This window comes from Micromonospora lupini (genome assembly GCF_026342015.1).
GTDB classification, from domain to species: domain Bacteria; phylum Actinomycetota; class Actinomycetes; order Mycobacteriales; family Micromonosporaceae; genus Micromonospora; species Micromonospora lupini_B.
This window is the reverse complement of sequence record NZ_JAPENL010000001.1, coordinates 2,342,849-2,358,464: the sequence shown is the minus strand read 5'-3', so window position 1 is coordinate 2,358,464 and position 15,616 is coordinate 2,342,849. Positions and strand designations below refer to the sequence as shown.

Genomic DNA, 15,616 nt, shown 5'->3' with positions numbered 1-15,616 from the left:
CGGCTACCCGCCGCCGCCGGGGCGAAACGGCTACGGGGTGATCTCGGCGACCGGCAGCTTGATGTCGAACGGCTCGGTCAGCTCGATGACGTCGGCGCCGTCGGCGACCAGCTCGTACTGCCGCTCACCGCCCGGCCCGACCCGGTCGCCGATCCGGTACGCGTAGACGTGTACCGGGTCCTGCTCGATCCGCCAGTAGAACGGGATGCCGGCGGCGGCGTACTCCCCGGGTTTCGCGAATCGGTCGATCCGTCGCGTGCCGGGCGAGACGATCTCCACGGCGAGCACGACATCCTCCGCCCGCAGGATGGAATTGACGGACGCGACGCCGGCGCGGTGCAGCAGCACGTCGGGCTGCCTGCTCGTGTTGTGGCTGAGCCTGACACCGATGGCCTGGGCCGCCCCGAGGTGTTGTGGTGCATGGCTGTGCAGCCAGAGCCACAGCAGGCTGGAGATGTTCTGATGGCCCAGGGTGGGGGAGGGTGTCACCTGGATAACTCCGTCGACGAGTTCGACGCGGGGGGCGTCGTCCGGCAGGGCGAGCAGGTCCTCAAGCGTGTAGTCGGCACGCTGCTGCCGCATCGGATCCGGACACCAGGGGCCAGGTGATGTCGGGATGGGCTCGGCGCTCATGGTGACGAGCCTACCGGCGGTCGATGCGACTGAGGTCGGACCGCGGGTGCGACGTGCTCATTCGGCCGGCTTCTCGGTGACGAAGATGGCGGTGCCGGGGAACAGTCGTCCGCGTAGCGGGCTCCACTGCCCCCAGAGCCCCTCGTGTCCCTCGGGCCACTCCGGCTCCACCAGGTCGAGCAGCCGGAACCCGGCGCCGACCAGTTCGCGGATGCGGTCACCGAGGGTCCGGTGCTGCTCGACGTAGGTGGCGACGCCGGTGTCGTCCTGCTCGACGTAGGGGGAGCGGTCGAAGTACGAGTGCACGGCCGTCAGGCCGCCCTCGCCGGGATCGTCGAGGAAGATCCAGCGCATCGGGTGGGTCACGGAGAACACCCACCGGCCGCCCGGTCGCAGCACCCGGTGCACCTCGGCGAGCAGGGCCGCCGAGTCGTCCACGAAGGGAATCGCGCCGAACGCCGTGCAGGCCACGTCGAACGAACTGTCGGCGAACGGCAGGGCGAGCGCGTCGGCCTGCACCAGCGGTACGCGTACGCCGGTGCGGTCGGCGGCCTGCGCGGCGTGCCGCAACATGCCTGCGGACAGGTCGAAGGCGATCGGCCGCGCGCCCTGGGTGGCGAGCCAGCGGGCGGCGGCCGCCGCGCCGCAACCCACCTCCAGCACCCGCCGTCCCGACACGTCGCCGAGCAGGCAGGCGTCTGCCTCACGCAGCCCCTCCGGGCACCAGACGAAGTTTACGTCGCCGAGGAACCCCCCATGCTCGGCCTGGTAGTCGTCCGCGTCGGTGTCCCACCAGCCGCGGTTGGCCCGCCGGGCCTCGGCGTCACCCACCCGGCGCCGGGTCACCCGGCTGTCGTCATCCACGCGCTCACGCTAGGCCCCCGTCATCCCGATGCAGGCGGCGGCGCGGGCCGATCGACTCGGTTTCCCTGAAGTCGCGGTGTCCGGGCCGTCGGGACACGCCGGTTTCCAGAAGACCGAGTCGATCAAGCCGAGGTGGCGTTGGGGCCGCTGTGACGTACGAGACAGGAGGGGTCGTTTCCGGGCGATTGTTCGGCTTTCGCAGGTCATCAGGCGGCGACGAGTCGGGAGGGCTTGCACGCTGTGGTAATGCGCACGGTAGGCTAGACGATGCGCTCGCGGATCGTGTGTCTCGGCAGGGAGCAGGTGCGCGGTCGACGGAGCACATCATGATCCCAGTAGGTGATCGTTCGGTGTGCCCGGCGACGGATCCGCTGGCGCGAACAGGTCACCGCGACACCAGCCTGCTGTGACAACCCATCCGACCGGAGCAACCGCCCACATGACGAGCAGCATCGAGGCCCCCTCGAGCGCCACCCGGGTCACCCACGACGATCTCGGTTCCGAGGAGGCATTCCTCGCCGCGATCGACGAGACCATCAAGTACTTCAACGACGGCGACATTGTCGAAGGCACCGTCGTCAAGGTCGATCGGGACGAGGTCCTGCTCGACATCGGCTACAAGACCGAGGGTGTCATCCCCTCTCGGGAGTTGTCGATCAAGCACGACGTGGACCCCGCCGAGGTTGTGACGGTTGGTGACCACATCGAGGCCCTGGTCCTCCAGAAGGAGGACAAGGAGGGTCGTCTGATCCTCTCCAAGAAGCGGGCGCAGTACGAGCGGGCCTGGGGCACGATCGAGAAGATCAAGGACGAGGACGGTGTCGTCCGCGGCTCGGTCATCGAGGTGGTCAAGGGTGGCCTCATCCTCGACATCGGGCTGCGCGGCTTCCTGCCCGCGTCCCTGGTCGAGATGCGGCGCGTGCGCGACCTGCAGCCGTACGTCGGGCGTGAGCTCGAGGCCAAGATCATCGAGCTGGACAAGAACCGCAACAACGTGGTCCTGTCCCGCCGGGCCTGGCTGGAGCAGACGCAGTCCGAGGTGCGCACCGAGTTCCTCAACAAGCTGCAGAAGGGCCAGGTCCGCAAGGGCGTCGTGTCCTCGATCGTCAACTTCGGCGCCTTCGTTGACCTCGGCGGCGTCGACGGTCTGGTGCACGTCTCCGAGCTGTCCTGGAAGCACATCGACCACCCGTCCGAGGTCGTCGAGGTCGGCCAGGAGGTCGAGGTCGAGGTTCTGGACGTCGACCTGGACCGCGAGCGCGTCTCGCTGTCGCTGAAGGCGACGCAGGAGGACCCGTGGCGGCAGTTCGCCCGCACCCACGCGATCCAGCAGATCGTGCCGGGTAAGGTCACCAAGCTGGTGCCGTTCGGTGCGTTCGTCCGGGTCGACGACGGCATCGAGGGCCTGGTCCACATCTCCGAGCTGGCCGAGCGCCACGTGGAGATCCCGGAGCAGGTCGTCCAGGTCGGCTCCGAGGTCATGGTCAAGGTCATCGACATCGACCTGGAACGCCGCCGGATCTCGCTGTCGCTCAAGCAGGCCAACGAGGGCTTCGTCGAGGGCGAGGAGCACTTCGACCCGACCCTCTACGGCATGGCCGCGACGTACGACACCGAGGGCAACTACATCTACCCGGAGGGCTTCGACCCGGAGACGGGCGAGTGGCTCGAGGGGTACGACAAGCAGCGCGAGACCTGGGAGAACCAGTACGCCGAGGCCCGTCAGCGTTGGGAGGCCCACACCAAGCAGGTGCAGACCTCTCGCGCCGCCGACGCCGAGGCCGCTGCCAACCCGACTCCGGTCGTCCCGGCTGCCAGTGGCGGCACCACCTCCTCGTCCAGCCCGGCCCCGAGCCGGCAGGCCGAGGAGCCGGCCGGCACCCTGGCCACCGACGAGGCGCTCGCCGCTCTGCGGGAGAAGCTCGCCGGCGGCAAGTGACCCGCTGAACGACGAAGGGCCCCGTCCCCGCGATCTTTCCGATCGCCGGGGGCGGGGCCCTCGCCATACCCGCATCCCGCCCGACACCGGCGTACGGAGCTGGGGATGGTTTGGCGGGGAGGCGCGTGATCCGGTTGACTGGTCGGGTGCTGAGGGTGGGTTTGACCGGCGGGATCGGGTCGGGCAAGAGCGCGGTGGCCGCGCGGCTGGTGGAGTTGGGCGCGGTGCTCGTGGATGCCGACCAGGTCGCCCGGGAGGTCGTCGCGCCGGGCACCGAGGGCCTCGCGGAGATCGTCGCCACCTTCTCGGAGACGGTGCTGGACGCCGAGGGCACCCTGGATCGCGCCGCGTTGGGCGCGGTCGTGTTCTCCGACGAGGCAGCCCGTCGTCGGCTGGAGGCGATCACCCATCCTCGGGTGCGGGCGCGTACGGCCGAGCTGGTCGCCGCGGCGGCACCTGACGCGATAGTGGTCAACGATGTGCCGCTGCTGGTGGAGGTGGGGCTCGCGCCGACGTACCACCTGGTGATCGTGGTGCAGACGGCCGTGCCGACGCGGTTGGAGCGGCTGACGCGCGACCGGGGGATGGACCGCGCGGAGGCCGAGCGGCGGATCGCCGCGCAGGCCGACGACGCCCGCCGGAGCGCCGCGGCGGACGTGGTGCTGACCAACGACGGAAGTCTGGTGGCGCTGCACGCCGCGGTGGACGCGCTGTGGCGGCAGCGGCTCCAGCCCTACGAGGACAACCTGCGGCAGCGGCGTGTCGTGCCGGCGCTGGGCCGCGGCGACGGGGCAGGGGTCGATCCGACCTGGCCCGAGCAGTACGCCCGGCTGGTCGCCCGGATCCGTCACGCGCTCGCGCCGACGGACCTGCGGATCGACCACATCGGTGCGACGGCGGTGCCCGGGCTCGCCGCCGACGACGTCATCGACGTGCAGGTGGCGGTGCCCCGCCTCGCCGACGCCGACGGGCCGCTTGCCGACCGGCTGGCGAACGCGGGGTTTCCCCGGGTGCCGGGGCACTGGTGGGACGATCCGCGCCCGGCCGGCCGAGGCCGGTGGGAGAAGCGGCTGCACGGCAGCGCCGACCCGGGTCGCCCGGTGCGCCTGCACGTGCGGGAGGCCGAGTCGCCCGGCTGGCGGTACGCGCTGCTGATGCGTGACCACCTGCGCGCCGACCCGGATCAGCGGGCCGCGTACCTGTTGTTCAAGCGGGATCTGGTCGACGCCGCGCCACACGTCGGCGACTCCGGCACGGCCGGCGACCCCTGGTTCGACGAGGAGTACCTGCGGGCCGAGCAGTGGGCCGCGCGGACCGGCTGGCGGCCCTGACAGCCCTGCCCAGCGGTCGGGGGGCGTGGTCAGCGCCGTGGTGAGCCGCTCGGTGGGGTGGGGCGCGGCGGCGGGCCGAGGCGGGGCACCACGGCGGGGCTGAGGTCCATCTGCGCCCACGCGCCGGGACCGGTGCGCAGCTCCACCCGGCGCAGCGACCCGTCCCGGTCGATCCAGTAGCGCAGGCGCGCGTCGCCCGTGCGGAGTTCCACGACGTCCACGGTCCGTCCGGCGGCGAGGTCCTCGCGCACCCGCACGGCCGCGCCGCGCTGTGCCACCGGCCCGGCGGCGGCCACCGCGGCGTCGACAAGCAGGTCGAGGTCGTCGCGGGGGGACCGGGTAGGCCGCCACGACCCGGCCGGGACCGGAAACGGCGGCCGACCCGGGGTCTCGGCGGCGCCACCGCCACCGGCCTCGGCCGGCACGTCCGCCCGGGTGAGGCCGGCGGCGTCGCGGTGCAGCAGGGTCCGGCGGCCCGGTACGCCCAGGTCGGCGACCGCCACGTACGCGGTGCGGGCGGCCCAGCTCAACCAGCCGGCGCCCCGCAGGTTGGTGTCCGTGCCCACCGGCGCGGTAAGCGTCAGCGTGGCGCCGCCCTGACCGCGTAGCCGGGCGGGCAGCCGGTCCAGGCGGCGCTGCTCCGCGTCCGTGAGGGCACGCGGCAGTCCGGGTCGGCCGCCGAGCGCGTCGATCGGGCGCAGCGTGGGACGGTCGATCCGGTTGAGGAGGATCGTGACCGGGCCGACGCCGGGCAACCGGGTCACCAGTTTGTGCAGTCGACCGTCCCGGTCGAGCCAGTAGCGGGTCGCCCCGTCCGGCCCGTTCGTCGTCGTGCCGGCCGTCGTCGTGCCGTTCGTCGTCGTGCCGTTCGTCGTCGTGCCGTTCGTCGTCGTGCCGTTCGTCGTCGTGCCGTTCGTCGTTGTGCCGTTCGTCGTCGTGCCGGCCGTCGTCGTGCCGGCCGTCGTCGTGCCTCCGGGGGTGGGCGGGGTCACGGTGGGCAGCGGCGCCTGCAGGACGTCGACCGGCCCGGCCGCGACCACGTCCGAAGCGACCCACCGGGCGGCGCCGCCGTCCATCGCCGGGGACGGGTCCGGACGGTCGGCGGCGAGGCCGAGGAGCAGGTCGAGGACCGGTGCCAGGCCCGCGCCGGGCGTCAGGTGGTGCAGCCGCCAGCGGTCCGGCGGCGGCACCAGGGGCGGCGCGGCCGGGGTGGGCACGGCCGCCGGGTCCGGCCGGGTGACCAGCACCGGGCCGGCGCTCTGCAGCAGGCCCCGCTCGGCGCCCGCCCCCGGCCCGCCGACGTCCAGGTAGAGCAGGGGCCGCGACCAGTCCACCCAGCCCACCAGTTCGGTACGGGCGGCGCCGGCGCCGGCCGTGACATGGACGCCGGCGCGCAGGTCCCGCAGGTTGGTGACCCGCATGGCGGCCAGCCGCTCGGCCTCGGTGACGGTAAGCGGCCGGGCCGGCTCGGGTGGGTCGGGAGCCCAGCTCAGCAGCCCGGCCACGAGCGCCGTCGCGGATGTCACAGCGGTCAGGGCGAGCAGCAGCAGCACCGTACGCCGGCGACGGCTCGCCCGGGAGTGCCCGGCGCTGTCGGTGTCGGTGGCGTCCGACTCGAACGTGCGCCCGTCAGGGTCGGGGAAGGGGCCGCCGACGCCCGTGGTGTGGGGAGCGGGGTCGCGCGCCGGTGCCGGAGAGGTGTCCACGGATGTGAAACGGGCGGGACGGCGCGGGGTGACGAGCTGAGGGTGACGAGCCGAGGGTGACGAGCTGGGGGTGAAGCGGCAGGGGCGCTCGCGGCGGCCGGTCTGCGCCTCGAGCGCGACCACACGGGTGCGCACGCCGGACGAGCCGGGTGCTGCGACCGCTGTGCCGGGGGCGGCCGGCCTGATGATGGCCTGGCCTCCGGCCCGGTCGGCCGCCGCGAGCGGCCTACATGGAGAGGGTAGTCCCGGTGACATGGGCCACACAATGGGAATATTGAAGCCGATCACGCACCCTGCGCGACGGCCGAACCTGTCGGACCTGCGGCGTACCGTTGAGGTCATGGCGCTCGACATTCCCCGGCTCGACGGCCGCTTCCAGGTCGTCAGTGAATTCCAGCCGGCCGGCGACCAGCCGGCCGCCATCGACGACCTTGAGCGCCGGGTGCGGCGCGGCGACCGCAACACGGTGCTCCTCGGCGCGACAGGCACCGGCAAGAGCGCCACCACCGCGTGGCTGATCGAGCGGCTGCAGCGCCCCACCCTGGTGCTCGCCCCGAACAAGACGCTCTGCGCGCAGCTGGCCAAGGAGTTCAGCGAGCTGCTGCCGCACAACGCGGTCGAATACTTCGTCTCGTACTACGACTACTACCAGCCCGAGGCGTACATCCCGCAGACCGACACCTACATCGAGAAGGACTCCTCGATCAACGAGGAGGTCGAGCGGCTGCGGCACTCGGCGACGATGTCGCTGCTCACCCGCCGCGACGTGATCGTGGTGGCGACCGTCTCGGCGATCTACGGCCTGGGCACCCCGGAGGAATACCTCAACCGGGCGGTCCGGGTCGAGGTCGGGCAGGATCTCGACCGCGACAAGCTGCTGCGCCGGCTCGTCGACATCCAGTACACCCGCAACGACATGGCCTTCCAGCGCGGCACCTTCCGCGTCCGCGGCGACACGCTGGAGATCATTCCGGCGTACGAGGAGTTGGCGGTCCGCATCGAGCTGTTCGGCGACGAGGTGGAGAAGCTCTACTACCTCAACCCGTTGACAGGTGACGTGGTCCGTGAGGTCGACAAGTTGGTGATCTTCCCGGCGACGCACTACGCGGCCGGTCCGGAGCGGATGGAGCGGGCGATCCGCGACATCGAGGTGGAGCTGGCCGAGCGGCTGGCCGAGCTGGAGCGGCAGGGCAAGCTGCTGGAGGCGCAGCGGCTGCGGATGCGCACCACGTACGACATCGAGATGATGCGGCAGGTGGGCTTCTGCTCCGGCATCGAGAACTACTCGATGCACATGGACGGGCGGCTGCCCGGCAGCCCGCCGCACGCCCTGCTCGACTACTTCCCGGACGACTTCCTCACAGTTGTCGACGAGTCGCACGTGACGATCCCGCAGATCGGCGGCATGTACGAGGGTGACGCCTCCCGCAAGCGGATGCTCATCGACCACGGGTTCCGGCTGCCCAGCGCGGCCGACAACCGGCCGCTGCGTTTCGACGAGTTCCTGGAGCGGGTCGGCCAGATGGTCTACCTGTCGGCGACCCCGGGCACGTGGGAGCTGGAACAGGCCCAGGGGGAGTTCGTCGAGCAGGTCATCCGCCCCACCGGGTTGGTCGACCCGCAGGTCGTGATCAAGCCGACCAAGGGCCAGATCGACGACCTCATGCACGAGATCAAGCTGCGGACCGACCGCGACGAGCGGGTGCTTGTCACCACGCTTACCAAGAAGATGGCCGAGGACCTGTCGGACTACCTCCTGGAGAACGGCGTCCGGGTGCGCTACCTGCACTCGGAGGTCGACACGCTGCGCCGGGTGGAGTTGCTGCGCGAGCTGCGCAAGGGCGAGTACGACGTGCTCGTCGGCATCAACCTGCTCCGCGAGGGTCTGGACCTGCCCGAGGTGTCGCTCGTCGCGATCCTGGACGCCGACAAGGAGGGCTTCCTGCGCAGCGGCCGGTCGCTGATCCAGACCATCGGGCGGGCCGCCCGGAACGTCTCGGGCCAGGTGCACATGTACGCCGACAAGATCACCCCGTCGATGGCGGCGGCTATCGACGAGACCGACAGACGTCGCGCCAAGCAGATCGCGCACAACGAGGCACACGGGATCAGTCCGGAGCCGCTGCGCAAAAAGATCCACGACATTCTGGACGACATCTACCGCGAGGCGGAGGACACCGAAAACTCCCGGGTCGGCGGCGCGGCGCGTCAGCTCTCCCGGGGCAAGGCGCCGGTCAAGGAGACCCGCAGCCGCAGCCGGTCGGCCGCCACGACCACGTCCCGGGAGGGGATGGCCCGTGCCGACCTCGCCCAGCTCATCCAGGAACTCAACGATCAGATGCTGGCCGCCGCCCGTGAGCTGCAGTTCGAGCTGGCGGCGCGGATCCGCGACGAGGTCGCCGACCTGAAGAAGGAGCTGCGTGGCATGGACGCCGCAGGCGTGAAGTGAGGGCGGCCCGGCCGGCGGGCCGGGCCGCCCGAACGGCAGGCGTGGGGCGTCCTCGCCCGGTCCGTCGGCCGACCACCCGATTGCGGTGCGCAAGCAAACTATTGCACTGGGTGATCGTCCTGCGTACGCTCCCTCGATGGGGAGGCGGGGATGCCGTTGCCAACAAGTCCTGTCATTCGACGCGCGCGGCTCGGCGCCGAGCTGCGTCAGCTACGTCGGCGCGAGGCGCTGACCCTGGAGCAGGTCTGCGACCGGCTGGGCTGGGCCTCGACGTCGAAGCTGTCCCGCATCGAGCTGGGGCAGAGCCGTCCGGATCTCGCCGACGTGCTGGATCTGCTTGACATCTACCAGGTGCCGGCGGCGGCCCGTGACGCGCTGATCGTGATCGCGCGGGATGCGGCAACCAGCCGCGGCTGGTGGAAGACGCTCGGCGAGATGAGCGAGCGGCAGCGCGTCTACGCCGAGTTGGAGGCGGGCGCGGCCGACATCGTCGAATATCAGCCGGCGGTCGTGCCGGGGCTGCTCCAGACGCCGGCGTACGCCCGGTCGCGGGTCGCCGCCGGCACCCTGCTCGCGCCGGAGGTCGACGTGGAGGTGGAGGTGCGCGCCCGGGCGCTGCGGCAGGAGGTGCTGCGCCGGGCCGAGCCGCCGCGCTACACGGCGGTGCTCGCCGAGGCGGCGTGCGATCCGGGTGACCTGCCGGTCGACGTCTGGCGTGACCAGTTGCGACACCTGGTGACGGTGACCGGGCTGGCCCACGTGACGGTGCGACTCCTGCCGCGCGGGGTGGCCGGCAGCGGGCTGCACCCGCTCACCCCGTACTCCTGGTATGCCTTTCCCGACCCGGCGGACCCGCGGACGGTGATGCTGGAGGCGTTGACCACCGACGTCCGGCTGGCGACCATGCTCGACGTCGACAGGTACGAGCGGATGACGGAGGCGCTGCTGGCGGCAGCCCTGTCACCTGAGGAGACGGTCACCGCGCTGGCTCGCCGCGTCGGCGAGTGAGGGCCGGCGCGGCCCGCGCGGCCCCCGGACCCGGCGCCCCCGAGCCCGTCGGGGCCGGCGGCCGGCGCGTGCGGAAGGCACGGTAACCGCGGGGTACGACAGCTTCGCTCAGGCCGGTACGTCGAGGAAGTGCTCGACAAGCGGCGGCCCGGCGAAGTGCGGCCCGATCAACGCCCGCCACTCGGCGAACCGTTCGGTGTCCCGGAAGTTCTTCTCGTGCGCCTCGACCGAGTCCCATTCGACCAGCAGCACGAACCGGGTCGGAGACTCGATGCCCCGGGTCATCCGCACGGACCGGCAGCCGGGCGTCCCGGCGAGCACCGGGTGACCCTCGGCGTACGCGGCGGCGAACGCGTCCTCGTGTCCGGGCAGTACGTCGATGAGCGCGACCTCAAGCACCATGCCGGGAAGCCTCCCACGGCGGGGTGTCGCGGGGGTGTCGCGGGGTCTGTTCCCGTGTCGGCGCAGACCCTAGGGTGGGTGCCCGGGAGGGGCATTGTGATCATCGACTGGCTCACCGGCACCGCGTTCCGGGTGGGCGGCACCGGCACCACGTGGGCGGAACTGCTCGGGTTCGCCACAGGTGTGGTGAACGTGTGGCTGGTGGCCCGGCAGCGGATCGCCAACTGGCCGATCGGCATCGCCAACGTGCTGCTGCTCATGCTGCTGTTCGGGACCGCCGGCCTGTACGCCGACGCCGGGTTGCAGGTCGTCTACGTCGCGCTCGGCTGCTACGGCTGGTGGCACTGGCTGTTCGGGGGCGAGCGGCGGACCGGGATCGAGGTGAGCCGGACCGGCCGGGGCGAGTGGCTGACGCTGGCCGTCGTCGGAGTGCTGCTCACCGGCGCGCTCTGGGCCCTGCTGGACCGGGCCACCGACTCGACGGTGCCGTTGCCGGACGCGCTGACCACGGCGCTGTCCCTGCTTGCCACGTACGGTCAGACCCGCAAGCGGGTGGAGAGCTGGTGGCTCTGGATCGCCGCCGACCTGATCTACATCCCGCTGTACGCGTACAAGGGGCTGCACCTGACCGCCGCGCTGTACCTGGTGTTCCTCGCCCTGTGCGTGGTCGGGCTGCGTGCCTGGCGAGCCGATCTGCGCCGCCCCGACCGCCCGACCCCGACCCCGACCCCGGTGCCACCCGGCCCGGCTCCGGCCACCGCGTGACCGCCGGGACTCCCGAGCGCACGTCGACACCGGGCCAGTCGGGGCGGGCGTCGGTTCCGGAGTTCGGGCACGGGATGGTGGTGGGGAAGTTCTACCCGCCACACGCCGGGCACCACGCGCTGATCGCGGCCGCCGCGGCCCGCTGCGCCACGGTCACCGTGGTGGTGGCGCCGTCGCGGCGGGAGTCCATCCCGCTCGACCTGCGGCTGGACTGGCTGCGGGAGGTGCACGCGGACACGCCGTGGGTCCGGTTCGTCGGTCGGTACGACGACCACCCGGTGGACTACGCCGACCCGGCGATCTGGGACGCGCACTGCGTCGTCTTCCGCGAGGCCGTCGGACCGGGGCCGGTGGACGCGGTCTTCTCCTCCGAGGCGTACGGCGTGGAGCTGGCCCGCCGCTTCGACGCCGTACCCGTGGCGGTGGATCCGGATCGGCGGACCGTGCCGGTGTCCGGCACAGCGGTCCGCGCGGACCCGGCGGGTTCCTGGCGGTTTCTGAGCCCGCCGGTGCGGGCCTGGTTCGTGCGGCGGGTGGTGGTGGTCGGCGCCGAGTCGACAGGCACCACCACGATGGCGGCGGCGCTCGCGGCGCACTACGGCACGGCCTGGGTGCCGGAGTACGGCCGGGAGTTGACGGCCCGCAAACTCGCCCGGCTACGGGAGCGATCGCCGGAGGCGAGCGTCTTCGACGTCCGCTGGGACTCCGACGACTTCCGCGCGGTGGTCCGCGAGCAGCAGGCGGCCGAGGACGCGGCGGCCCGCTCGTCGGGGCCGCTGCTGATCTGCGACACCGACGCGCGGGCCACCGCGGTCTGGGAGGAGCGCTACCTCGGCAGCGCGTCGCCGCAGGTTCGGGCGGCTGCCCGCCGGCCGGCGTTGTACCTGCTGACCGACGACAGGGGTGTGCCCTTCGACGACGACGGGCTGCGCGACGGCGAGCACCTGCGGAGCTGGATGACCGGGCGGTTCCGGACCGAGCTGGCGGGCTGCGGCGTGCCTGTGGTGGAGCTGACCGGGTCGCACACCGCGCGGCTGGCGCGGGCCGTGGAGGCCTGTGACGCCCTGCTCGCCGCCGGTTGGTCCCTCGCCGATCCCCTCGCCGCACCCCATACGCACTAGCCTCCTAGGATTCCCGCGGGGTGTGTGGCGGCACGGCCGGGCGCCACCGCCCGCCCGGGGTGTGATCACGGCGAGTGGTGGGCAACAATGGTCACCGAGGAGGGGAGTATTCCCCCGTGACGAAGTCGTCAGCACGGACGTTCGCCGGCACCCAGGCGTTCGACCCGGCTTCGTCGGTCGCCGTCCCGTTCGCGGGTCGGGGGCGGAAGAGACCTCCGACAGTCACCAGAGTGAGCGACAGCGGCACGCCGGCCCCCGCGGGGGCGTACGGTGTGCCCGACGCCGCGTGTCTGCCGGAGGAATGAACGTTGGACGTGTCCGGATTGGTGTGGGCGGGGACCCTCGTCGCACTGACTGCGGTGCTGTTCGTCGACCTGTTGATCATTGGTCGGCGCCCGCACGAGCCGAGCGTGCGGGAGTCGAGCCTCTGGGTCGCCTTCTACGTGGGCCTCGCGCTGCTCTTCGGCGCCGGCGTGTGGCTGACCGCCGGGGCCAGCTCCGCCGGCCAGTTCTACACCGGCTGGCTCACCGAGTACAGCCTCTCGGTGGACAACCTGTTCGTCTTCGTCATCATCATGGCCCGCTTCGGGGTGCCCCGGCCGTACCAGCAGAAGGTGCTGCTCATCGGCATCGTGTTGGCGCTGGTGATGCGCGGCGGATTCATCGCCGCCGGCGCGGCGTTGATCTCGCAGTTCTCCTGGGTGTTCTACATCTTCGGCGCGTTCCTCATCTACACGGCTGTCAACCTGGCCCGCCAGGGTGAGCCGGACGAGGACGAGTTCTCCGAGAACCTGCTGATCCGCTGGAGCAGGCGGGCGCTGCCGATCTCCAAGGGCTACGACGACGCGAAGATGACGACCCACGAGAACGGGCGGCGGCTGTTCACGCCGATGCTCATCGTGATGATCGCGATCGGCACCACCGACCTGATCTTCGCTCTGGACTCGATCCCGGCGATCTTCGGCATCACGCAGGAGCCGTACCTGGTCTTCACCGCCAACGTCTTCGCGCTGATGGGTCTGCGCCAGCTCTACTTCCTGCTCGGCGGCCTGCTCGACCGGCTGATCTACCTGAGCTACGGGTTGGCCGTCGTGCTGGGCTTCATCGGCGTCAAGCTGGTGCTGGAGGCGCTTGCCGACAACAACCTGCCGTTCATCAACGGCGGAAAGCACGTCGCGTGGGCGCCGCACATCCCGATCTGGTTGTCCCTGCTGGTCATCCTCGGCACGCTCGGCATCGCCACCATCGCCAGCCTGGTCAAGTCCGCCCGCGACAGGCGCCGCGAGCTGGCCGGGGCCCGACGCTGACCCGTCGGGCGGTCAGACCCGGTGGACGCCGACCAGGGTGGCGATCCGGTCGGCCGGCAGCGCTTCCTCCAGCACCCGTCGCCGCCGGTAGCAGGCGTGCAGCATCCGCCGGTCGGTCAGGTCCCCGGCGACCGCGGTGACGATGCCGATGTGGTGGATCTTCCGCCCGGGGCGGGCGAAGAAGTAGAGGTCGCCGGGGCGCTCCGCGCCCAGGGGCAGCGGGGTCGTGGCGACGGCCTGGTCGTCGGCGTCGCGGGGCAGCAGCACGCCGAACCGGCGCCAGGCCAGGTGGACGAGGCCGGAGCAGTCGATGCCGTACGCGGAGAGGCCGCCCCAGATGTAGAGCACGTCCCGCAGCCGCTGGGCCACCGCGAGCGCGTCGGCGGCGCTTGGTGGCGCGGTCGGCGCCGGGGCGAGCTGCCCGTCGGGCAGCCAGAGCGGCGTGGCCCGAGCGGGGACGTGGACCGGCTGCCAGCCGTCGTGGACCGGGCCGGCCGGGACGAGGCGGGTGCCGACGACGACGCCGGGCAGGGCCACCGGCCCGCCCGGGGCGGCGCGTAGCTCGGTGCTGGTGGCGTCCACCACAAGCGAGTCACCGCTGACGTGGGGATCCACGGGGGTCAGCTGGTCGGCGGGCAGCCAGCCCGGGTAGCCGCGGGGATCGAGCTTGGCGGCCGGCTGCTCGACGGCGACGACACGCGCCCAGCCGTCCGGGCGCAGCTCGTCGACGAGCACCCGCTCGCCGAGCAGGAGCTGGCTCAGCACGCAGTCGCCGACCTGCTGGTCGGTGTCCATTCCGGAGACCCAGGTCGGGATGTCGACGCCGGCCGTGAGGGCGGGACCGTCGACCGGTCGGACCGCCTCGGGGGAGGACCACAGCGTCGCCACCGCGACTCGGACGATGGCCTCGCGGCCCGGTTGGAGCTCCACGTCAACCCCCAGCTCGTGTCGGCTGTCCAGGGGAACCCTATGAAAGAAACCAACGATCATCAACCATGACTCTGCATCTTTGCTTCAGCGATGCCGGAGATGCCCAGGCCAGGGGCGTCCGGCAGCACCACGGTCGGCCCCTCGTAGCGGATCCCGCCCTGCACCGGGGACCAGGCCAGCCACCAGGCGGCGTCCAGGTCGGAGACCGCCGTGGTGCCGTACGCGGCGACCAGGCTCGCCGCCGCGCCGATGCCGACCTGACTCTCCATCATCGACCCGACCACAGTGCCGAGGCCGTGCGCGGCGGCCAGCTCCAGCAGGGTGCGCGCCGGGTGCAGCCCGCCACACTTGGCAAGCTTCACGTTCACCAGGTCGGCGGCCCGACGGCGGATCACCTCGACCAGGTCGCGGACCCCGAAGACCGCCTCGTCGGCCAGGATCGGCACGGACACCCGGTCACTCACCCACGCCAGCCCGTCCAGGTCCCAGCGGGCGACCGGCTGCTCGACCAGCTCCACGTCCAGCCCGGCGTCCTCGATCCCACGGATCACCCGGACCGCCTCGCGCGGCGTCCAGCCCTGGTTGGCGTCGAGCCGGATCCGGGCACCGGCGCCGACCGCCGCGCGGACCGCCCGCACCCGGTCCAGGTCGCCGGCCGCGTCCGTACCGACCTTCAGCTTCAGCACGCCGAAGCCGTCGGCCTGCCGCTGGCGCGCGGCCGCCGCCAGATCCACCGCGTCGCCCGCAGCGAGGGTGACGTCCGTCGGAACCCGCAGGGTGGTGCCGCCGAGCAACCGCACCAGGGGTACGCCCAACCGCCGCGCGGCCAGGTCGTGCAGGGCCACGTCCACCGCCGCCTTCGCGGCCTCGTTGCCGACCACCGCCCGCTGCACCTCGGCGCAGCGGGTCACCAGGTCGTCCGGGTCACGCCCGGTGAGCAGCGGTCCGAGCAGTTCCCGTACGCACGCCTGCGCGCCGGCGACCGACGCGCCGGTGACCTGCCACACCTGCGGCGCCTCGCCGAAGCCGGACCGACCATCGGCGTCGATCAGCTCGACGACCAGGGTGTCCACGGTGGTGGTGCGGCGCAGCGCGGTGACGAACGGGGTGTGTAAGGGGGCAGAAACCCGGTGGGTGCGTACCGCCGAGATCGTCATGTCG

13 protein-coding genes are annotated in these 15,616 nt (G+C 72.1%); 7 read left to right on the top strand and 6 right to left on the bottom strand.

Translation table 11 applies throughout. From position 1 onward, the window contains the following. Nucleotides 1-30: 30 nt before the first annotated feature. On the bottom strand, nt 31-633 hold the full coding sequence (locus OOJ91_RS10265; protein WP_266244384.1) for a Uma2 family endonuclease: 603 nt from the start codon (nt 631-633) through the stop codon (nt 31-33). Between the two features lie 57 nt (nt 634-690). Continuing rightward, nucleotides 691-1,497, bottom strand: a complete 807-nt coding sequence (locus OOJ91_RS10260; protein ID WP_266244383.1) for a class I SAM-dependent methyltransferase — start codon at nt 1,495-1,497, stop codon at nt 691-693. 439 nt (nt 1,498-1,936) lie between these two features. Between OOJ91_RS10260 and rpsA the strand changes: the two genes are divergently transcribed. Next, a complete protein-coding gene (rpsA, locus tag OOJ91_RS10255; RefSeq protein ID WP_266244382.1) occupies nt 1,937-3,436 on the top strand; it encodes a 30S ribosomal protein S1 in 1,500 nt (499 codons plus the stop codon). Nucleotides 3,437-3,582: 146 nt separating this feature from the next. Beyond that, the gene (gene coaE / locus OOJ91_RS10250) at nt 3,583-4,767 is read left to right on the top strand and encodes a dephospho-CoA kinase (RefSeq protein ID WP_266244381.1); all 1,185 of its coding nucleotides are present in this window, start codon (nt 3,583-3,585) and stop codon (nt 4,765-4,767) included. A 29-nt stretch (nt 4,768-4,796) separates the two neighbouring features. Here the strand turns inward: coaE and OOJ91_RS10245 are convergent, their stop codons facing one another. Further along, nucleotides 4,797-6,473 carry a hypothetical protein gene (locus OOJ91_RS10245; protein WP_266244380.1) on the bottom strand — a complete coding sequence of 559 codons (1,677 nt, stop codon included), beginning with the start codon at nt 6,471-6,473 and terminating at the stop codon, nt 4,797-4,799. A 340-nt stretch (nt 6,474-6,813) separates the two neighbouring features. Here OOJ91_RS10245 and uvrB point away from each other — a divergent pair, with 340 nt between their 5' ends. Both uvrB and OOJ91_RS10235 read left to right on the top strand, forming a co-directional pair. After that, nucleotides 6,814-8,922 (top strand): excinuclease ABC subunit UvrB, encoded by a 2,109-nt coding sequence (gene uvrB, locus OOJ91_RS10240; protein ID WP_266244379.1) that lies wholly within the window; start codon nt 6,814-6,816, stop codon nt 8,920-8,922. Nucleotides 8,923-9,072: 150 nt separating this feature from the next. Beyond that, the gene (locus OOJ91_RS10235) at nt 9,073-9,930 is read left to right on the top strand and encodes a helix-turn-helix domain-containing protein (RefSeq protein WP_266244378.1); all 858 of its coding nucleotides are present in this window, start codon (nt 9,073-9,075) and stop codon (nt 9,928-9,930) included. A gap of 108 nt (nt 9,931-10,038) precedes the next feature. On the opposite strand, the gene OOJ91_RS10230 is transcribed toward OOJ91_RS10235, so the two are convergent. Next, nucleotides 10,039-10,332 (bottom strand): antibiotic biosynthesis monooxygenase family protein, encoded by a 294-nt coding sequence (locus OOJ91_RS10230; RefSeq protein ID WP_266244377.1) that lies wholly within the window; start codon nt 10,330-10,332, stop codon nt 10,039-10,041. A gap of 96 nt (nt 10,333-10,428) precedes the next feature. On the opposite strand from OOJ91_RS10230, the gene pnuC reads away from it, so the two are divergent. The 3 genes from pnuC (at nt 10,429) to OOJ91_RS10215 (ending at nt 13,525) form a co-directional block, all read left to right on the top strand. Next, nucleotides 10,429-11,097 carry a nicotinamide riboside transporter PnuC gene (gene pnuC / locus OOJ91_RS10225; RefSeq protein WP_266244376.1) on the top strand — a complete coding sequence of 223 codons (669 nt, stop codon included), beginning with the start codon at nt 10,429-10,431 and terminating at the stop codon, nt 11,095-11,097. Beyond that, on the top strand, nt 11,094-12,218 hold the full coding sequence (locus tag OOJ91_RS10220) for an AAA family ATPase (RefSeq protein WP_266244375.1): 1,125 nt from the start codon (nt 11,094-11,096) through the stop codon (nt 12,216-12,218). The genes pnuC and OOJ91_RS10220 overlap by 4 nt, the downstream gene beginning before the upstream one ends. A 308-nt stretch (nt 12,219-12,526) precedes the next feature. Continuing rightward, nucleotides 12,527-13,525 carry a TerC family protein gene (locus OOJ91_RS10215; protein WP_266244374.1) on the top strand — a complete coding sequence of 333 codons (999 nt, stop codon included), beginning with the start codon at nt 12,527-12,529 and terminating at the stop codon, nt 13,523-13,525. Between the two features lie 12 nt (nt 13,526-13,537). Here the strand turns inward: OOJ91_RS10215 and OOJ91_RS10210 are convergent, their stop codons facing one another. Next, on the bottom strand, nt 13,538-14,455 hold the full coding sequence (locus OOJ91_RS10210; RefSeq protein WP_266244373.1) for a C40 family peptidase: 918 nt from the start codon (nt 14,453-14,455) through the stop codon (nt 13,538-13,540). A 59-nt stretch (nt 14,456-14,514) separates the two neighbouring features. Further along, the gene (locus OOJ91_RS10205) at nt 14,515-15,612 is read right to left on the bottom strand and encodes a mandelate racemase/muconate lactonizing enzyme family protein (protein ID WP_266244372.1); all 1,098 of its coding nucleotides are present in this window, start codon (nt 15,610-15,612) and stop codon (nt 14,515-14,517) included. Nucleotides 15,613-15,616 lie beyond the last annotated feature (4 nt).